At 44.8% G+C, this 20,208-nt stretch carries 18 protein-coding genes and 2 pseudogenes; 16 read left to right on the top strand and 4 right to left on the bottom strand.

The annotated features are described in order from the left end of the window. Window positions 1-389: 389 nt before the first annotated feature. Window positions 390-1,367, top strand: coding sequence for an acetamidase/formamidase family protein (locus tag QT990_RS29325; RefSeq protein WP_333145257.1), 978 nt, complete (start codon window positions 390-392; stop codon window positions 1,365-1,367). Between the two features lie 503 nt (window positions 1,368-1,870). Continuing rightward, complete coding sequence (locus QT990_RS29320) at window positions 1,871-2,158, top strand: hypothetical protein (RefSeq protein WP_333301011.1); 288 nt, start codon at window positions 1,871-1,873, stop codon at window positions 2,156-2,158. Between the two features lie 246 nt (window positions 2,159-2,404). Here QT990_RS29320 and galT read toward each other — a convergent pair whose 3' ends face one another. After that, on the bottom strand, window positions 2,405-3,427 hold the full coding sequence (gene galT / locus QT990_RS29315; protein WP_333466092.1) for a galactose-1-phosphate uridylyltransferase: 1,023 nt from the start codon (window positions 3,425-3,427) through the stop codon (window positions 2,405-2,407). 351 nt (window positions 3,428-3,778) lie between these two features. Between galT and QT990_RS29310 the strand changes: the two genes are divergently transcribed. Together QT990_RS29310 and QT990_RS29300 are read left to right on the top strand one after the other, a co-directional pair. Beyond that, on the top strand, window positions 3,779-4,000 hold the full coding sequence (locus tag QT990_RS29310) for a helix-turn-helix transcriptional regulator (RefSeq protein WP_333145260.1): 222 nt from the start codon (window positions 3,779-3,781) through the stop codon (window positions 3,998-4,000). After that, window positions 4,001-4,605: pseudogene (locus QT990_RS29300) on the top strand (ScaI family restriction endonuclease). Between the two features lie 15 nt (window positions 4,606-4,620). On the opposite strand, the gene QT990_RS29295 reads toward QT990_RS29300, so the two are convergent. Continuing rightward, window positions 4,621-5,451 carry a site-specific DNA-methyltransferase gene (locus QT990_RS29295; protein ID WP_333301013.1) on the bottom strand — a complete coding sequence of 277 codons (831 nt, stop codon included), beginning with the start codon at window positions 5,449-5,451 and terminating at the stop codon, window positions 4,621-4,623. Between the two features lie 137 nt (window positions 5,452-5,588). Then, window positions 5,589-6,290 carry a restriction endonuclease subunit R gene (locus tag QT990_RS29290; protein WP_333301015.1) on the bottom strand — a complete coding sequence of 234 codons (702 nt, stop codon included), beginning with the start codon at window positions 6,288-6,290 and terminating at the stop codon, window positions 5,589-5,591. 63 nt (window positions 6,291-6,353) lie between these two features. Here QT990_RS29290 and QT990_RS29285 point away from each other — a divergent pair, with 63 nt between their 5' ends. The 12 genes and pseudogenes from QT990_RS29285 (at window position 6,354) to QT990_RS29230 (ending at window position 15,706) form a co-directional block, all read left to right on the top strand. Further along, window positions 6,354-6,869, top strand: coding sequence for a DUF433 domain-containing protein (locus tag QT990_RS29285; protein WP_445252082.1), 516 nt, complete (start codon window positions 6,354-6,356; stop codon window positions 6,867-6,869). Further along, window positions 6,847-7,209, top strand: coding sequence for a DUF5615 family PIN-like protein (locus tag QT990_RS29280; protein ID WP_333145263.1), 363 nt, complete (start codon window positions 6,847-6,849; stop codon window positions 7,207-7,209). The genes QT990_RS29285 and QT990_RS29280 overlap by 23 nt, the downstream gene beginning before the upstream one ends. A gap of 121 nt (window positions 7,210-7,330) precedes the next feature. Continuing rightward, a complete protein-coding gene (acs, locus tag QT990_RS29275; RefSeq protein ID WP_333145264.1) occupies window positions 7,331-9,301 on the top strand; it encodes an acetate--CoA ligase in 1,971 nt (656 codons plus the stop codon). A 304-nt stretch (window positions 9,302-9,605) separates the two neighbouring features. After that, entirely contained in the window at window positions 9,606-9,860 is a 255-nt protein-coding gene (locus tag QT990_RS29270; protein WP_333305452.1) for a hypothetical protein, read from the top strand. Window positions 9,861-10,097: 237 nt separating this feature from the next. After that, complete coding sequence (locus QT990_RS29265) at window positions 10,098-10,511, top strand: hypothetical protein (protein WP_333305454.1); 414 nt, start codon at window positions 10,098-10,100, stop codon at window positions 10,509-10,511. Window positions 10,512-10,600: 89 nt separating this feature from the next. Then, a complete protein-coding gene (locus QT990_RS29260; RefSeq protein ID WP_242716837.1) occupies window positions 10,601-11,179 on the top strand; it encodes a Uma2 family endonuclease in 579 nt (192 codons plus the stop codon). 115 nt (window positions 11,180-11,294) lie between these two features. Beyond that, window positions 11,295-12,155 carry a restriction endonuclease gene (locus QT990_RS29255; protein ID WP_333466090.1) on the top strand — a complete coding sequence of 287 codons (861 nt, stop codon included), beginning with the start codon at window positions 11,295-11,297 and terminating at the stop codon, window positions 12,153-12,155. Between the two features lie 155 nt (window positions 12,156-12,310). Further along, window positions 12,311-12,727: pseudogene (locus QT990_RS29250) on the top strand (element excision factor XisH family protein). Beyond that, window positions 12,715-13,050, top strand: coding sequence for a XisI protein (locus QT990_RS29245; RefSeq protein WP_190740648.1), 336 nt, complete (start codon window positions 12,715-12,717; stop codon window positions 13,048-13,050). The pseudogene QT990_RS29250 and the gene QT990_RS29245 overlap by 13 nt, the downstream one beginning before the upstream one ends. A 3-nt stretch (window positions 13,051-13,053) precedes the next feature. Continuing rightward, a complete protein-coding gene (locus QT990_RS29240) occupies window positions 13,054-13,632 on the top strand; it encodes an ACP phosphodiesterase (RefSeq protein WP_333145270.1) in 579 nt (192 codons plus the stop codon). 96 nt (window positions 13,633-13,728) lie between these two features. Continuing rightward, entirely contained in the window at window positions 13,729-14,625 is an 897-nt protein-coding gene (locus QT990_RS29235) for a thermonuclease family protein (protein ID WP_333145271.1), read from the top strand. Window positions 14,626-14,917: 292 nt separating this feature from the next. After that, window positions 14,918-15,706, top strand: coding sequence for a class II glutamine amidotransferase (locus tag QT990_RS29230; RefSeq protein ID WP_333145272.1), 789 nt, complete (start codon window positions 14,918-14,920; stop codon window positions 15,704-15,706). A gap of 685 nt (window positions 15,707-16,391) precedes the next feature. Here QT990_RS29230 and uca read toward each other — a convergent pair. Further along, complete coding sequence (gene uca, locus QT990_RS29225) at window positions 16,392-20,009, bottom strand: urea carboxylase (protein WP_333305469.1); 3,618 nt, start codon at window positions 20,007-20,009, stop codon at window positions 16,392-16,394. Window positions 20,010-20,208: the final 199 nt, after the last annotated feature.

The following is a 20,208-nucleotide window of genomic DNA, read 5'->3' as shown; positions in this document are numbered from 1 at the left end:
CGGGTTGCACCAGCCAAACAGAACTCCCCACCCAAATACATATAAACCCGCGCCACCAATTTTCAATTTTAAACTACCCAGGTTATCAACAAGTTAAGAAATTAGTATAATATCTCCGATAAAAGAAACCTCCACCCTTTTTGGAAATCTTCTTATAGCGGTTCTCAGGAAAGTAAGGTACTCTTCCAATGCCCCATGCCCAATGCCCAATGCCCAAAAACACCTCATGTTACTGAGAAAGGCTATATCTCTGAATTCTCTTTCTCTGCGCCCTCTGCGCCCTCTGTGGTTCATTAAAAAAAAATCTCAAAAATGCTTGAGACTTGCGATATAACATTCTTAACACCCTTCCTTCCATCTAAAATCTAAAATCTAAAATCTAAAATCCCATGACTCGCCACCTTCTCAAAGCCAACTGCAAAACCGTACACTTGGGCGGTTTCTCTCCGAATATCGAACCTGCTTTAACTGTCGATTCGGGCGATCGCATCGATATCGAAACCTATTCAGGATATTATGTTGCTGACAAAGCGCCGCCCGAATTTCTCACCCCCGAATTTTTAGATATTTGTCAGAATTTGCCTCCCAACCGGAAAGTTGGGCCAGGGCCCCACTTGCTGACAGGCCCGATTTATGTTAACAATGCCGAACCGGGAGACGTTTTAGAAATTCACATTGAGGATGTTTACCCCAGTTTACCAGTAGGATTTAATGCAATTCGCGCCGGATGGGGAGCTTTGCCTGAGTATTTCCCCGAACCTAAATTGCGGTTTATTCCGCTAGATTTAGAGCAAAAAACTGCTGAATTTCCCACAGGTAGCGGCATTCGGATTCCCCTGCATCCTTTTTTTGGCATTATCGGCGTTGCCAATGCAGAAATCAACCGTTCTTCTATTCCTCCAGCGCGCTACGGCGGTAATATGGACAATCAGGAACTGCAACCAGGAACGCGGTTATTTTTACCTGTTTTTCTGCGCGGCGGTTTACTGTCAATCGGTGACGGACATTCGGCACAAGGAGACGGTGAAGTTGACGGTACTGCCATTGAAACTTCGATGAACGGGACTATTCAAATCATCTTACGCAAGGATTTATTTCTGATATTTCCGTTTGCGGAAACGCCCACTCATATTGTGATTATGGGATTTGGTAGAACATTAGATGAAGCGTTTGAGCTGGCGGTAAAACAGACGGTTTATTGGCTGCAAAAGTTTGCAGGTTTCCAAGAGGAAGATGCTTATGTTTTCTGTTCGCTATCGGTAAATTTTCGGATTACGCAGGCTGTCAACAATCCTCAAAAAGGAGTTCACGGAATGATTTCCAAGTGTATTTTACCAGAGGTGAAAATTCTTGGTCACGGAGTGTGAGCGAGTATAATAACACGCGATCGACCAAAAAATTAGGATCGCGATCGCACAAACTACACAAATTTGTCACTGCTGTGGTCGATCTGGATCGCGATCGTGTTGACAATTAAGCTTAAAATGGGATAAGTGACAAAATCTACCTAAATCGAACTCAACGTCAGGAACCTCAGTCTAAAGGCATGAGGCTTGAAAGAGAAATCTAACAAGCCATCCTGACGGGCCTAAGTCTTTACTGACTACGTTTTTTGAGTCACGATACCGGAGAATGCGAAGCTAGTTTTCCGCTCTATCGCTTGCAACTAAACAGTCTTAAGGTCACGCTCGACAGTGTTGCTAGCCGGCGCAAGCTCACTAAACAAAGGCGCGTGCTAACTTTACCCCAGAAATGGGAGTTTGAGGCAACCATACCTCACGCCTTGGGGCAACCATACCCCTCCACCCCGCGAGGAGATTCAAATTAAATGTAAAGCCGTGCTAAAAGCACGGGGTTTCTACCCATTTTTATGATGAAAAACCAGACTGACGATGTTGCCAAAAGAGATTTAGTCGATCGAGCTTTTGGGAGTGCAGCAATACCAGATCCGACAGCGTGGGTGCACGAACATTATTTTCTGGCTAATTTCGCCGATACTCTGGCCCTCATCCAAGAACATATGTCTGATGACAGTTGCGAAATCGGCGAGAATGGTGACTCTGGCGAGGGACTCTTATCGATCGATGCCAAAATTAGAGATATGTTGAGAGCTACTTTTAGCGACGACGGCTGGCAATATGTCGAAAGTTTATTGTGAGTTTGGTACAATCCATAAGTATTTGTACGTTCATAACTTGAGAGCGTAAGTTATACCAGTTTAAAAAAGAATCCAACTTTAGGCCGGTGATCTAAACCATTAGATCATCCGTTATGCCGAATTCTTTAATCTCAAATCTCAAATAATATCACTTTCCTCCCCCAAGACAGACTCGCAATTCAGACTGCCTGCGTGCATTTCCACCCGAATTTGAAGTAAATTTGACCTATTGTGATGTAGGATACTTTAGATGGGCGGGAAATTACTGTCGCTAGGAATTTCGATCGATCGCAAAAAAGCCGCACTTTCTTCTGGCAAAGCAGTATTGATAAACATCCCGCTGCCCAACTCAAATCCAGCTTGCTTGGTGACTCTGGGAATAATTGCGATATACCAGTGAAAGTATTTTGTTCCCCCTTCGGCGATCGGCACCGATCGAATAGTATAGTTGTAATCGGGATTGTTCAATCCGTAATAAAGCTTAGCCAGTACAGTTTTCAAAGTATCAGCAAGATCCGTAATTTCCCCATCAGTAAGGTCATCAAATGAAGAGGAATGTCGGCGCGGAAAAATCCAAGTGTGAAACGGTGAAAGTGCAGCGTAAGGGATAAAAGCCACAAAATGTTCACTCTCACAAATCACTCTTTCTCTCGCCGCTAATTCATCTTCCAAAGTTCGGCAAAACAGACATTCTCCCGTGTCATCAAAATATCTAATAGCTTCGTCGATGCGGCTGCGAAATTGGCTGGGTACAACGGGCGTCGCTGCTATCTGCGAGTGGGGGTGTTCGAGAGAAGTTCCGGCAGTTTCTCCGTGATTTTTGAAGATAATAATTGTTTCAATGTGGGGATTTTTTCTAATTTCTACATAGCGCTGGCGGTATACTAAAAGTATGTTGGCAACTTCTTCAACACTCAACAAAGCTGTCGTCAAATCGTGTCGCGGGTGTTCGACAATTACCTCGTGAACGCCGATTCCCGCCATCGTGCGGTGAATTCCCGATGATATCCTCATCCATTTTGCTGTCGGGGAGAGGGCGGGATATTTGTTGCAAATTGCCCTGACTTTCCAGCCAGCGCGATCGCCTAAACGGCAAGTTTCTAAGGTTCCGTCTTCCTCATTTCCCACGCAAAACGGGCAATCGGCGCGGTGCGGTGGCACTACTGTTTCGCACTTTTTTTTGTTAGCGAATTGATCCGGTCTTGTCGCCCGTTCGGTGGCGATGATTACCCAATCTCTGGTAATTAGATTTTGTCTAAGTTCAGACATTTTCTTACCTTCAGTTTCCGGGTCAATTTGTCTCTTATTTTAGATAAATATGTGTACTCTGTCAGTGTCTGATTGCAGACTTTTAACAAATCTTGATATCTAATTCCGAAGGTATTAAGTCGGTTGTCATGAGTAAAATTTTACCCAACATCAGACTGACGGTATCTAAAGCGTTAGACATCAATCTATTTGTTACGGCCTAGATTACCCGGAGTACCAATGAAAGCAATTAAAGTAATGGCATCAAGTTAAGTCTGCTTCGTCGGATTATGGGCGTGCTGTTTTCATGTAATCCTAAATCACACTTATAGTGTGTAGATTTTGGAGTGCACTCACCGATATCTTGCTCGTGTGGCAAAAAATCCAGAGCTAAAAAAATTTGGAGAGCAAGTTCGCAGGCTAAGGACATCAAAGGGCTTTTCCCAAGAAAAGTTAGCAGAACTAGCCGGACTGCACCGCAACTACATTGGTGGTATTGAGCGGGGTGAGCGAAACATAGCTCTATTAAACATTTTGCGGTTAGCAAAAGCTCTAGGAGTATCGCCAAGCGAACTATTGCAGGAAATAGAGTAAATGCAATCACCCTATACCGGGCTTCCTGTCGAAGATTGGGAAGAGAAGACACGAGAACTCATAGATCGACACCCACTAGATCCACAAGAAATTTATGACGTGGTTATTCAAGTTTGGAGTGAAATTTTTCAATCCAGCATAACCAGCAGAGGCTACAGAATAGGAATAAATTTATTCCCAACTCCCCAAATTATGGGATTTTTTTACATGAACTAATCCCATTAGAACTCGCCAGCAAATACCCCGGAATTTGGCGGCGCGATCGCAGTACCCTCGAAAAAGATATTGTTTACATCCCGAACAATAATTTCTCAATTGAAATTAAAACTTCTTCAAGTAGTCGTAACACTTACGGCAATCGCAGTTATGCTCAACAAAGCGCCCTAGGAGCAAAGCCGAAAAAAGACAAGTCCGGCTATTACCTTGTAGTTAATTTCCAGAAATTCAATCCCAAAATGGCAAGCGTGCAAACTCTAAATATTAATTTAGTTAGATTTGGATGGATAGATCGAGAAGATTGGCAAGGGCAAACAGCAGCCACTGGTCAGCAAGCTAAATTAAGCCCTGATGTAGAGCGATATAAGTTGCTGCAATTGCCTATTTAGCAATATTTACCATCTTTAAAATAAAGATAATTGAGCTTCGCTAATCTGCTTTTGTCTTAGAAAATCATCAATTCGGTTGGCAGCTAAATCGCAGTATTCCTGACAGATATCAAATCCGATAATAGTGCGCTGCAAATCTAAAGCAACAACCGCCGTAGTTCCTGAACCCAAAAAAGGGTCTAAAATGATTTCATTTGGGTTGGATGAAGCTTTGATGATTCGCTGTATAACAGCACTTGGAAATTGAGCGGGGTGAGAGGTTCGCTCTTTTGATGCTCTATTTTTACCAGAAGTTACCTTCGGGAATTCCCAAACATCAGTCGGATTTTTGCCTTGGGAGTTGACTTTAATTTTTCCATTCTTTTTTTGATTAGGATATTTTACATTTGGATCGCGCACATCATCTAGGTTAAATGTATAGTCTTTATGGTTTTTAACATACCAAAGAAACTTTTCATTGCGCGGTGAAAAGAACTTACTACCAGCAACCCCAGCGCCATAGTGCCAGATAACTTCTTGGATTAGGTAAAAAGGAATTTTGTCCCAAAGTAGATAGGGAATGGGGATAGCTTTAGCTTGATTGGGAATTGATAGATACCCCAAGTTGAGCCAGAAAGCGCCGTTAGGAAGGATGAGCCTATAATTTTCACTTATCCAGCTTTCACACCAGTTTAAATATTTATCTAGTGGTAGTGTTTTTTCGTATTCTTTGCCAATGTTATAGGGGGGACTGGTCACAGTAAGATTGACGCATTCATCAGGGAGCTTGGACATTGCTTCTAAGCAGTCCATCTGATAAATGAGGCAGTTTGGCGCTTGGAAGTAGGGTTTGCCTAAAAAATTCACTATATCAGTTATAAGCATGATAAAATTTATGATGGTATAAATCTATATTGGCACAAATTGGTCGTTTTTAATGATTAACTCAGGGAGTAATTAAATCATGTGTACTTCCTTAATTCGTCTTCCTGAATTCCCAAACATCATGCCAACTGTAACTGCACATTCTGCAACTTGCAAATCGCTTTCAAGACTTGCGCCAACAAGAGCGATCGCTCTTGGTCAATCAAATTCAATTCCGGTAAAATCTGATAAGTACAAGGATTTCCCCGCGTCACCCGCACAAACCGATAACTTTCGCCATTCGTCGTCAATCCCCAAACAGACGATTGCTGCTGCAAACTTTTATAAGTATAAGTCAGGAGTTGCGGCAAACCAGTCAAAGGTGCGATCGCACTATTTTTCGCCTCCACTACCAAAATCCAAAACTGTGCAGCCGCGAGCTCTGCATCCGGCTGATTTACGGCTAAGACATCCAAGCGCCCTTTAATTAAAGTATCCCCATCCTCAACCTCGATCGGGATGCTATCTTCCATTGTTAGCACGATCGGAATATCAAAAAATCCTGCTAATCTCATTAACGGTGAAAGCACTAAAAATTTAACCAGCTTTGCAGAAACTTTCCCTGCTTCTAGATGACGCCAAAAGTGATTACCGATTAGCAATAATTCCTGCTGTTCAAAATCCGTCAGAGGTTCCAGAGAGAAAAAATCAGTAAAACCTCCTCCTGTTTGTCTTTCCAATTTGAGAAGGCGGCGAACGTCATTTAGCGAAAGTTGGCTTGCTTCTAAATTTTGTGTCATGGCTTTAGTGCGATCGGCTGTTAATGTCAATTCTAAAAGCATTACCATCGGATTTGTTATGATATAATCATACCAGATATCGCTCCTGTAAATCGGGTAGATTGTATGAAAGCAATTAAAGTGATGGCAACGATCGACGATCGAGGACAATTGTGCGTTGGTGAACCGCTCAATTTATATCGCAACAGCCGAGCCGAAGTAATTGTGCTGGTTTCCGAAGGAACAGACATTAATAAAGAGAAGCAATCTCATGAAGCCAACCACCAAACCACGCAACTAGAAGACTACTTCAACTTCCTAAGACCTGACGATATTCGGCTCAAAGGTTCCCGCATTGGCATCGAAACAATTCTCTATGAATACCTGTTTCGCGCTCGAACTCCCGAAGAAATCGCTAACATTTATACATCGCTCACCCTGGAACAAGTTTATGCGACCATTTTGTACTACCTGCACAACAAAGAAACAGTCGGTAAATACATAACCGAATGGCTGGAGTGGGGCGAAAAAATGCGAGAAGAACAAACTCGTAATCCTCCTCCAGTGACAGAAAAACTTCGCAAATTTAAAGCAGAAAGAGAGGCAAGGAGCAAAGCTGATGCCAATCCAGTATCTCTTTGATGAAAATGTCGAGCCTGTGTATGTTAACCAAATTCGCAGGCGCAATCCCGATCTGGTTGTTCTAGCAGTGGGAGAACTAACAGCACCTTCTAAAGGGACTCTCGATCCAGAAATTCTTATTTGGTGCGAAATCCACAATTTCATTCTTGTTACCAACAACCGCCGCTCTATGCCTGTTCATTTAACAGATCATCTAGAGCAAAACCGCCATATTCCCGGAATCTTTCTCCTGAATTCCAAGCTGAGTATCGGTCAAAATATTGAACTACTGCTTCTGATTTATGAAGCATCATTTGAGAATGAGTACGAAGATAGAATTTACAATTTACCAGTGCTCTAATTTCTCATGCAGCTCCAACATTTACAAAATTCCCCAAAGTCTTAAGGAAAATAAACATACTTTTGCTCCAACTTATGCAAACAATAGTTAAAAAGACTAACCGAAGTTAAAGTTAAAAGCAATGTCGCAAGATACCATCGAATCAATTCTGCATGAAAAACGGCTATTTCAGCCGCCTGCTGCATTCTCCCAAAAAGCTCACATCAAAAGCCTAGAAGAGTACCAAGCCCTCTACGACAAAGCCAAAGCTGACCCCCAAGCATTCTGGGCAGAACTTGCGGCCCAAGAATTGCACTGGTTCCAAAACTGGGATACCGTGCTCGACTGGCAACCGCCTTTTGCTAAATGGTTTGTCAATGGCAAAATTAACATTTCTTACAATTGTCTCGATCGCCACTTAACCACTTGGCGCAAAAATAAAGCCGCCCTGATTTGGGAAGGCGAACCGGGAGACTCCCGCACCCTCACCTACGCGCAACTCCACCGCGAAGTCTGCCAAATGGCGAACGTCATCAAACAATTGGGAGTCCAAAAGGGCGATCGCGTCGGCATTTATATGCCCATGATTCCCGAAGCTGCGATCGCCATGCTAGCCTGCGCCAGAATCGGTGCAGTACACAGCGTTGTTTTTGGCGGTTTTAGTGCAGAAGCATTGCGCGATCGGCTTAACGACGGCCAAGCAAAACTCGTCATCACCGCTGACGGTGGCTTCCGCAAAGATACCCCCGTCGGCCTCAAAACACAAGTAGACAAAGCATTAGCAAATAATGCCACACCCAGCGTTACCAACGTTCTCGTAGTTCAGCGCACCAAACAGAAAATTGACATGGAACCCGGGCGCGATCATTGGTGGCACGATTTGCAAAAAGGTGCATCGGCAAATTGTCCCGCCGAACCGATGGACAGCGAAGATATGCTGTTCGTACTCTACACCAGTGGCAGTACCGGCAAACCGAAAGGAGTCGTCCATACAACCGGTGGTTATAACCTTTATACCCACATGACAACCAAATGGATATTCGACCTCCAAGATACCGATGTTTACTGGTGTACTGCTGATGTCGGCTGGATTACTGGACACAGTTATATTGTCTACGGGCCGCTGTCCAACGGTGCGACAACTTTAATGTATGAAGGTGCTCCTCGCCCTTCAAATCCTGGCTGTTTTTGGGATGTAATTGAAAAATACGGCGTCACCGTTTTCTACACTGCACCCACCGCCATTCGCACCTTTATGAAAATGGGCGAACACTTGCCCAACGCGCGCAATTTGTCCTCTTTACGATTGTTAGGAACCGTCGGCGAACCGATCAATCCTGAAGCTTGGATGTGGTATCAACGAGTAATTGGCAAGTCGAATTGTCCGATCGTCGATACTTGGTGGCAAACAGAAACCGGGGGAATTATGATTACCGCTTTGCCCGGTGCAATTCCTACAAAACCCGGTTCTGCAACCCTACCGTTCCCCGGAATTGTGGTCGATGTTGTTGACCAAGATGGCGAACCAGTCACCAACGAAAGCGGCGGTTATTTAGTGGTGAAACATCCTTGGCCGGGAATGATGCGGACACTTTACAACGATGCCGATCGCTTCCGCCGCACTTATTGGGAATATTTGCACCCGAAAGATGGCGAATTTGTGTACTTTGCTGGAGACGGCGCGCACAAGGACAAAGACGGTTATTTCTGGGTAATGGGCCGCGTTGACGATGTAATTAATGTGGCCGGACACCGACTCGGCACAATGGAAGTCGAGTCAGCTTTGGTATCGCATCCAGCGGTGGCGGAAGCTGCGGTTGTTGGTAAACCCGACGAGATTAAAGGTGAGGACATTGTGGCTTTTGTCACGCTGGACAACTCGCAGCAACCTAGCGAAGAATTGGCTAAGGAATTGAAGCAGCACGTTGTTAAGGAAATTGGGGCGATCGCCCGTCCCGGCGAAATTCGATTTACTGATGCTTTGCCGAAGACTCGCAGCGGTAAAATTATGCGGCGTTTGCTGCGTTCTTTAGCTGCGGGACAAGAGGTTTCTGGGGATACTTCGACTTTGGAAGACCGGACGGTTTTGGATAAGTTGCGGGGAGGTGCGTAGGGAGATTTTTTAACCGCAGATGTAGGCAGATTAACGCAGATAAGATGACATCTGCGTTCGTCTGGTTTAATTGTTCGCTATAACTGAGATGTTGCACTATTCTCAAGAACGGGCAAGATGCCCGTTCCACAAGAAAATTCACTCTTTGTGGAACGGGCATCTTGCCCGTTCCTAAACAGGTAATTGAGAATGGTGCAAGATATCAGCTATAATGGAAGTGGCAAAACTACATAACTTTCTGCGGTGTCATTCTCAATAAGAGTGGTAAGTCATACCGCTGTATTTTTGAACGGGAGATAGAGGAATGAGTCAGATGTGGACTGAAGAGCAAATCAGACAAATAATCCCAGATATTGATTCACAGTTAGACGACAGCGATATTCCAACGGTGATTATTAAGGGTGAAGGTAGCAGTATTTTTCTCCAGTTTGAGAACCGTCGCGAGATTGAATTTTTGATGACCCAATTATCTAACCTACTTATTCATCACGAGGAATTAGATATGGGAGTTACTGTTAAGGGGTATGTGACAACATTTGGTGAGTATAGCTCTCAATAGGCTGCAACACTACTTCTGAAAGAAAACGGCTTTGGATAAATTGCGGGCTGATTCCTAGGGGTATTTTTTAACCGCAGATGCAGGCAGATTAACGCGGATGAACGCAGATAAGATTACATCTGCGTTCATCTGTGTTTATCTGCGGTTTACCAACTAGAAATCTGAGTTAGTATTATTATCAGCTAATTCAAGAGTGAGTTATCCTAGAAATCACCTCAACATCCCTTGAGACACGCCATGCTCCCAGAAACCGTACAGTTGCAAATTCCTTTTCAAGTCATGCTAGATGCGATCGCCTCCCTCCAACTCGAAGAAAAGCGCCGACTTTGGCAACTATTAAATGAAGAAATTACTCAAGCAGAAACCGACCTGCCCTCTCAAGTTCTGATTCAAAATAACAATGGGTCGGATTACAAACCCACAGGGGAAATCTTGACGGCGGCAGAAATACGCGATCGCTATCCCCGCGAGTGGGTGCTAATTGCTGATACTGAATCCGATGATTTATGGAATGTGATTCGCGGTGAAGTCTTAGCTCATTCACCGCAGCGAGAAGAAATAGACCGAGCTTTGACAAAATTTAAAGATGTCCGGTCAATTTCTATAGAATACACTGGCCCTATTCCTGATGACTATTCGGTGATTTTGTGACTTCACAAAGACGTTGTTTATCTGCGGTTACAAAAACCTTAAAAATATGAGCTACAATCAAGATAACTTCTGGACTGGATCTGAGCGCGATGCCTCCACTACTTAGCAAAACCACAGATCAGCGAATTGTTCATCATGGAATGTGGGAACGGTTTAAATTTATCCAAAAAGGCTTTGAAGGCTCCCCTAGAGTGCGACTATTTTACTATGATGGGACGATCGAGATTCTGATGCCTGGAGAAGACCACGAAACTTTTGCTCATGTTATCGGTTACTTAGTGACTACGTTTCTCGTCGAACAGGGAATTTTCTTCAAGCCCACAGGGGCAATGACGCAGGAAAGATCGGGAGTTGTCTCTGTGCAAGCAGACGAATCCTACTACATTGGGAGTGTAAAACCAATTCCCGATTTGTCGATCGAAGTTGTCTTTACCAGTGGAGGAATCAGTAAGTTAGAGCGCTATAAAGCTTTGGGTGTTCCAGAGGTTTGGTTTTGGGAAGATGGATTACTGAAGATATATCATCTCCAAGATGGTAGCTATGAAAATAGCGATCGCAGTCAGCTACCCGGACTCAATAACCTCGATCTCGATTTGATGAAACGCTGTATTTTGATGGCGGAAACTGATGCTGGGGAAGCTATTAGATTGTTCCGTCGAGAGATGTAGCCGATCGCAATTTAGCAAATTATGACGGTAGGAGCCAATAGAGCGTCAGTATTTTGATGCCATCAGTTTCTCATTAAAAAAGCAGTGCTTGGCAAATTATATCAACAGTTTTTAGATGAACAGATATACCCATTCAATCCCTACATTTGACTCAATGCTCTTACCCACAATTCAGGCTCTACAAATGCTGGGTGGATCGGGAACTACTGAAGAGATTTATGACCGAGTAGCGCAGATTCTCAACTTACCTAACGAGGTGCTGGATATCCCACATGGAAACAAATCCCAGAGTGCTGTTGAGTATCGACTTGGTTGGAGTCGTACTTACTTGAAAAAATACGGGCTTTTACAAAATTCCTCACGTGGCGTGTGGTCTTTAGTTTCAACATCTATAGATTGTGAGATTCTGGATGCAAAAGAAATTGTCAAGGTGGTTCGAGAGACTGACAAGAAAAAGGTGATGTCGCCAGATAATTTAAACGCAAATGTTGGAGCAGTTGAAAATTTAGAAGAAGTTGCATGGCATCAGCAGCTTCATCAAATACTGCTATCACTAGAACCTTCAGCATTTGAGCGTTTGGCACAGCGCCTACTACGTGAATCAGGCTTTATACAAGTACAGGTTACAGGTAAGTCCGCCGATGGTGGAATTGATGGTGTAGGTATTGCCCGTATTAGTGGTTTCTTGAGCTTTCATGTTCTGTTTCAGTGCAAGCGCTATCAGGGTTCGGTTACGGCGAGTCAAATTAGAGACTTCCGTGGGGCAATGCAGGGACGAACCGACAAAGGTTTATTCATTACAACTGGAACATTTACCAGAGATGCTGTCAAAGAAGCAACACGAGATGGCGCACCCCCAATAGATTTGATTGATGGTGAGCAGTTAGTTCAACGACTAAAAGAGTTGGGGCTTGGTGTCAAGATAAAAATGATTGAGTCTGTGGAAGTGGATGCTAATTGGTTTACGAAGATTTAAGCTTCTATTGTGAAGCGATCGATCTTCAGTCAATCGCAAGCAATATTTGAACGTGGGTGGAGCGATCGCCTGCATACTACAGTTAGACGATCGCTCTATTGCATAATAATTTGCTATTATATAACCGTGAAGTCTTATATTGCTCGTGTTGTTCTATGCCTGCTTTAGACCTCTACCACAATACAGTTAAAAAATCTCTCCTCAATGATGGGTGGATAATTACTCACGATCCTCTCCATCTGAAATGGGGAAAAAAAGATATGTATGTGGATCTGGGAGCAAAACAGGTGCTGGCAGCCGAACGATGAGAACAAAAAATTGCTGTGGAAGTCAAAAGCTTTGTCAGCGATTCAGAAATGCAGGACTTGAGAGAGGCGATCGGACAATTTACTATTTATCGATCTGTGCTTCAGAGAACTTATCCAGAACATACGCTTTATCTGGCTGTTCGCGATATCACCTATGAATCTCTATTTGAAGAACCGATCGGTCAATTAATGATTGAAGATGAAAAGCTCAAGCTGATTGTATTCGACCAAAATCAAGAGGCGATCGTAAAATGGATACTTTAGCTAACTTTAGAACCACCATTAAAACAGTTCTCGAACCTTACACAAAAATTCCTTACTCTCATGGCGATATAATTTGTAAAGCCGTGTTTGATGAAAAATCTGATTGTTACCTGCTAGTTACTTTAGGCTGGGATAAAGCCAAACGAATTCACGGCTGTTTGGTTCATATAGATATTATTGATGATAAGATTTGGGTACAGCGAGATGAGACAGAATACGGCGTAACGAAAGAACTTGTAGCTGCTGGAATCTCCAAGGATTCCATTGTTTTAGGTTTTCATCCCGCCGATGTCAGACCTCATACCGGTTATGCAGTTGTGTAGTTAATGAATTATTTGGCTCATCTATTCTTATCAAAAGGCACGCCAGAATCCCTGATTGGCAACCTCTTAGGAGATTTTGTCAAAGGAACGGCTGTCAACCTTTATTCCGATGAAATTAGAAAAGGCATCGATTTGCACCGCAAAGTAGATACCTACACGGACTCTCACGCCATAGTGCGATCGAGTAAAAGCCTTGTTTGCGCCGATAGACGCAGGTTTGCTGGAGTTTTGATTGACGTGTTTTACGACCACTTCTTAGCTAAAAATTGGCTGGAATACTCAGAAATTCCGCTCCGGGATTTTTCTCAGGATGTCTATAAAATCCTGCAAGACAACCGCGATATATTGCCTGAATCTCTCCAGCGGGTGCTGCCAACAATAATTGCCCGCGACTTGCTTTCATCTTATCAGGACATCGCCGAAATCGGCATCACTCTTACAAGAATGTCGGCGCGACTCAAGCGGACAAATAACTTGGCAAGCGGCATAGAAGATTTGACAGCTAACTATCAGCGATTAGAATCAGATTTTCGAGATTTTTTCCCCGACTTGATAAAATACGCCACAGTTGACAAATATTAATACAAACCACAAAAATTACAGTTGCTATTGATAACGAACTCGTGTATGATGCAACCGATACCTGCATGAAATCTCAAGTGCAACAGGGTTCAAAATATGGCAACCAGAATTCCGAACCTGCAAATAACTAAAGTAGTTGATGGTGACAGCATCAAAATTTCTCTCAACGGCAAAACCGAGGCTCTGCGCCTGATTTGCGTCGATACAGAAGAAAGTCATCCGGGAGGCTCCAAACCTGTAACTGCGGCGGGGAAAGCAGGTACGGAAATGGCTAAAAAATACTTCGCGACAGCAGATGGGGGACTTGCTCAAATTGACATAGAATTTGATACAGACGATTCGGTTGAAGTGGCTCTACAAAAACACCGCGACAACTACGGGCGTCTCCTCTGTTACGTACATAAAGACGGAGAAAATTACAATCTTAAACTGATTGAAGAAGGCTGGAGTCCCTACTTCATCAAATACGGGCGCTCCAGATTGTATCACCGACAAATGACTGAGGCAGAATCGGCAGCTAAAGCTTACAATCTGATGATTTGGAATCCGATTATCAATGCCAAAATCCCCTCTCGCAACTATGCTAACTTACTGCCTTGGTGGTCGATGCGAGGCTCGATTGTTGAAGAGTTTCGGTTGTCGGAAGCAACAGCAGGAGCGCTTTCTTTGAGGTTGCACTACCCGAAAATATTAGCTGCTTCTGAGAAAGCTAAATCTCTTACTATTTTCTGCGATTTGCAGGCTGGGATTAATAAATGGATCGGCGGCAGCGCTCTAATTTATGCTGGTTCGGTGTATCATAAATTAGATTTGTGGATACCAGATGCTGAAACTGATGAAATGGCTCCCTTGAAGCGGCTAATTGAGAAACGTTATGCGGGTGTGGGACGGGGATATGTGTATGTCAGTGGGAAGGTAGAACAGTACAAAGGGAAGCCTCAAATAGTTTTGAAGGATATCAAACAACTTTCAGATTTTCCCCCACAAAAGTGAATTTTACATAAATTCAATTAAAAAATTGCCGGACAAATGGAACGATGAAGACTGTTCTGCGGGGAAGGCTATTAAATTTTGGGCGATTCCCTACCGCAACGGGCTCGCACGCGCGTTCGGGATAGCTTGGCTTCACGCATTTTTTAAAATTTAATTAGCATTATGGTTGACAATCCAAAATAATTGTGTTTTTTTTATTAGGCTAAATCCATTCATACTATAATACTATCATCGCCGATCTGTAGCTGCCAATAGCGGCGACATCCATCCAAACTCCAGAGATTTAAAAGCTATGTGCCAATTACTGGGAATGAACTGCAATGTTCCAACAGATATTTGCTTTTCTTTTGAGGGTTTTTCTGCAAGAGGTGGCAGAACAGACGTTCATCAAGACGGTTGGGGAATTGCTTTCTTTGAAGGTTTGGGATGTCGCCTTTTTATAGACTCTAAACCTGCGATTGCTTCTCCGGTTGCAGAAGTAGTGCGCCGCTATCCCATTCATTCAACTAACGTCATTGCTCACATCCGCAAAGCTACCCAAGGCGAAATTGCTTTGGAAAACTGCCACCCTTTTATTCGGGAACTTTGGGGGCGCTATTGGGTTTTCGCTCACAATGGAAATCTGGAAAATTTTAATCCAGAACGTGCCGGAGTTTACAAACCTGTTGGCAAAACTGACAGCGAAAAAGCATTCTGTTTGATATTAGAAAAGCTGCGCTCTACTTTTCCTCAAAGTAAGCCTGCTGTAGCGGAAATTTATCCGGTACTGGAGGAAATTACTAAAAGTTTGGCAGAACACGGAATTTTTAATTATTTACTTTCCGATGGAGAACACTTGTTCACCCATTGTTCTACTAATCTGCATTATATTGTGCGACAAGCACCTTTTGCTAGCGCTCACTCGATCGACGAAGATGTAACTGTCGATTTTCGGGAATTGACCAACGAGGACGATCGCGTGGCTGTTATTGCCACTTTTCCGCTGACTGATAACGAAGTTTGGACGCAAATTCAGCCGGGAGAATTGCTGGTATTTCAGGATGGTTTGCCCGTCAATTCTGGGCTGCGGGAGTTAAGTTAACGGGATTTCAACTGAGATGTTGCACCATTGTCAATAAGCTTTTTAGGAACAGGCTTTTCGGCCTGTTCCACAAGAAAATTAAATTTTTGTGGAACAGGCATCTTGCCTGTTCTTGAGAATGGTGCAAGATGTGAGTTTAAACAAATTTAAAGCCTAAACAGAGCATCGAACCTGCTAAATGACCAGCTTTCCAGCTTGATTTATTAAGCCAGATTTGTCATTGCGCTTGACAGCGGCTAAGCCCAACACGGTTCAGATAAGACTGATTCCCCCCTAGCCAAGAGGGCGGGCACGGGGGCACCGCCCCTACGAAGGGGGGGACAAGAAGTTGCTCTTGCGTCCCCCAACAATCAGGGGGATTTAGGGGGATCTCCGGGGAATTAACAGTGTTAACTGAACTGTATGGCGGCTAAGCCTTCTGAAAAACTGCCGACAGCGGAAACTTGGGGGCGATCGCCCACTAGCCTGCTTGATTGATATATCCCCACCCTTTTGAAGCCCTAACTGCTGCTAAACCTTCATTAATTGAGCCGGGGTTGCACAATTTGATGATGATGCTTGTAGGGTGTCCCGCCTTCAGTGAAAATACACCTGACTGGCTACGATATCCCATCCCACAAAACAATCAAAATCATCCCCCAATTATCCAACGGCTTCTACTTTCCCCGAAGTGACAACAGAGGGATTAATTCGGTTGAACAGCCGCTAAAATTTGTCCTGCTGTCACCGTTTGCCCCTTTTCACAAAACAACTCGGCAACAGTGCCCGCAACATCAGCAGTAATAGCAATTTCCATTTTCATCGCTTCCAAAATTAACAGCCGATCGCCCTCTGCAACCGCATCTCCAACATTAACCAGCACCTGCCAAACATTGGCCGAAACGTGAGCGACAACAGCCTCACAGCCGATCGGCAAAGTAACCTCCGCCGCTGTTTCAGAAGCCACATCCGCCGAGGCTTCTGCGATAGCTTCAGCGTCAAATTCCCCGGATGCGGCCCAGCGATCGCGCTCTGCATTAAATGCGGCCTGCTGCTGCGCTTTAAACTCAGCCCCACTGCCCGCAATAGAATGCAAAAACTCATTGTATTCTCTCAAACTAAAAGTGATTTCCTCAACCTTTAATTTAAACTTCCCTTCGATAAATGCTTCCCGACAGCGGTGCAATTCCTCATGGGAAACCGGATAAAATCTGATTTGGTCAAAAAAGCGCAAAAGCCAAGGCTTACCAGACTGGAAATCCGCCGTTTGTTTGAACCGATTCCACATTTGCACCGTGCGGCCGACAAATTGATAACCTCCGGGCCCTTCCATCCCGTAAACGCACAAATACGCGCCACCAATGCCCACTGCATTTTCAGGAGTCCAAGTGCGGGCGGGATTGTATTTAGTAGTAACCAAACGGTGGCGCGGATCGAGGGGAGTTGCGACGGGCGCGCCTAAATAAACGTCTCCCAAACCCATCACTAAATAGCTAGCATTAAATACAATTTCTCTGACTTGTTCGATGCTGTCAAGCCCGTTTATGCGGCGAATAAACTCAATATTACTGGGACACCAAGGTGCATCCGATCGCACAGACTGCATATATTTTTCAATTGCCAACAGCGTCGATTCATCTTCCCAAGATAAAGGCAAGTGCACAATTCGCGCCGGCACTTCCAAATCCTCGATCGCCGGAAGTTCCGCCTCAGCCGCAATCAGCGCCTGCATTAGCTGCTGTTGCGAAATCTGGCGGCCCTCAAAGTGAATTTGGAGCGATCGCATTCCCGGCACTAATTCGATAACACCCGGCAACGGATTGGCTTTCAACTGTTCCATCAATGCGTGCGCCCGAAAACGCAAATTTAAATCCAGCACCAACGGGCCGTATTCAACTAGAATATATTTATCCCCAGCTTGACGGTAAGTAACAGCAACCTGTCCCGGAGATTGGGGAATTTCGTGCAAAATTGGAGAAGCGGGAACTGCGGGCAATTCCTCCGCATTTTCCCCAAAAACAGGCAAACTAAAAGTAGCAATTTGCCTATTTTGTGCTAATTCCCGCTGCAAAGCTTCAGCAAAACTCAAACAGTGAAAGCGAATGCTGTCCCCCGGTTTCAGTTGTCCGATTTTCCACAATTCCGACTGCACAATAGTAGCAGGACAGACAAAACCTCCCAAACTCGGGCCGTCAAGACCGAGAATTACAGGCATATCGCCCGTAAAATCGATCGTGCCGATCGCGTAAGCATTATCGTGAATGTTAGACGGGTGCAAACCCGCTTCCCCTCCGTCTTGACGCGCCCAGGTGGGCTTCGGGCCGATCAGCCGAATGCCCGTCCGCGTCGAGTTGTAATGCACCTGCCATTCTGTGGAGAAAAACATTTCGATGTCTGACTCAGTAAAGAAATCCGGCGCGCCGTGAGGCCCGTACAAAACGCCGATTTCCCAATTATTGCTGTAGGTGGGAATTAGTTCGGGAGGCAAAGATATTTCCGCTTCCAGAGTTGCAGTTTGGTTGAGTTTTAACACATCTCCCGGACGCAGCGTGCGGCCCGCGTGTCCGCCAAATTTGCCCAGTACAAAAGTTGATTTGCTGCCCAAATAATCGGGGACATTAAAGCCGTGTTTGACTGCTAAATAAGTGCGGTAGCCGTCGCCTTGAATGGCTTTTAACTTGAGAATGCTGCCAGCTTTTACGGGAATTGCTGTCCAAAACGGCACCGGTTCGCCGTTTAGCGTTCCCTTCATAGTTGCACCAGTCAAACTAATAACTGTATCAGCATTGAAGCGCAGAGTTGGGCCTGTAGCTGTGAATTCCAATCCTGCTGTCGATTCGGGATTTCCTACTAAACGATTTGCCAATCGAAATGCCAGATGATCCATCGGTCCAGAAGGCGGCACGCCAACATCCCAATAGCCAATCCGCCCCGGATAATCTTGAATGCTGCTGTAGGTTCCCCCATCCAATACATCGATCGTTAAAGGTGCGTATTCAAAAGAGTTTAAAAAGCGCGTGCTCAGTTCGCCCCGGCTGAATCGGGAATCGTCCAAAATCTGGCGGAGGTAATCTAAATTAGTTTCAATTCCCGCTATTTCACTGGCATCTAAAGCAGCTTTTAGTTTTACGATCGCCTGCGTTCGATTATCCCCGCAAACGATCACTTTGGCTAGCAGCGGATCGTAAAAAGGAGTAACCTCCGTGCCGGTTTCTATCCAACTGTCGCAGCGGACGTTTTCGGGAAACGCAACTTGATTCAGCAACCCGGAACTCGGCTGAAAATTCTTGCCGGCATCTTCCGCATAAATTCGCACCTCAATTGAGTGTCCCTGCGGCTGATAACGGTACTCTTCCAGGGGGAACAAATCTCCCGAAGCCTGTTTTACCATCCACTCAACGAGGTCGATGTTGTTGACAGTTTCAGTAACGCCGTGTTCGACTTGCAAGCGCGTGTTGACTTCCAAAAAATAAAACTGTTTCGCATCGACATCAAATACAAATTCAACAGTACCCGCTGACTGGTAATTTACCGCTTTTCCCAGCCGCACTGCTGCACGGTACAAGTGATTTCGCTGTTCGTCGCTAATACCAGGGGCGGGGGTTTCTTCAATTACTTTTTGATTGCGCCGCTGCACCGAACAATCTCGCTCGCCCAAGGCTATGACATTGCCTTTGCCATCTCCAAAAATTTGGACTTCAATGTGTCTGGCTGTTTGAATGTATTTCTCTAAAAAAACGCCGCTTTGTTTAAAATTGCTTTGACTCAAACGCTGTACTTTTTCAAATGCTTCTGCCAAATCTCGATCGCCAAAACAAGCCTGCAAACCAATGCCGCCACCGCCTGCGGTACTTTTGAGCATCACGGGATAGCCGATCGCCCCAGCCGCTTTTTGGGCATCCTCCAAACTTGCTAAAAGTTCACTTCCGGGAGTTAGCGGCACTTGATTTGCAGCGGCTATTTCCCGCGCGGTGTGCTTCAATCCAAAGCAGCGCAACTGACTCGGAGTCGGGCCGATAAATGCAATATTCTCGCTTGCACAAGCTTCGGCAAATTCAGCATTTTCGCTCAAAAAGCCGTAACCAGGGTGAATAGCTTGAGCTTTAGTTTGGCGCGCAACTTCGAGAATGCGATCGAACCGCAAATAACTCTCGGCTGCGGCGGCTGCACCGATACAAACCGCTTCGCTGGCGGCGAAAACGTGCTTGGCATGGGCGTCGGCTTCAGAATATACTGCTACCGAAGCAATTCCGAGGCGATCGAGCGTGCGGATAATTCGGCAGGCAATTTCACCGCGGTTTGCAATCAAAACTTTGTTAAACATTTAGGTAATTGCTGATTGGTATCTAGTTACATCTTGTACTAGCCTGAAGAACAGGCAAGATGCCTGTTCCACAAACATTAATTTTTGTTGTGGGGTGGGCTTCTAGCCCGCCCTAAAACTATCCTGAAGAACAGGCAAGATGCCTGTTCCACAAACATTAATTTTTGTTGTGGGGTGGGCTTCTAGCCCGCCCTAAAAC

This window comes from Microcoleus sp. T3_B1, from assembly GCF_036700445.1.
GTDB lineage: Bacteria > Cyanobacteriota > Cyanobacteriia > Cyanobacteriales > Microcoleaceae > Microcoleus.
This window is presented reverse-complemented; position numbering and strand designations above follow the sequence as displayed.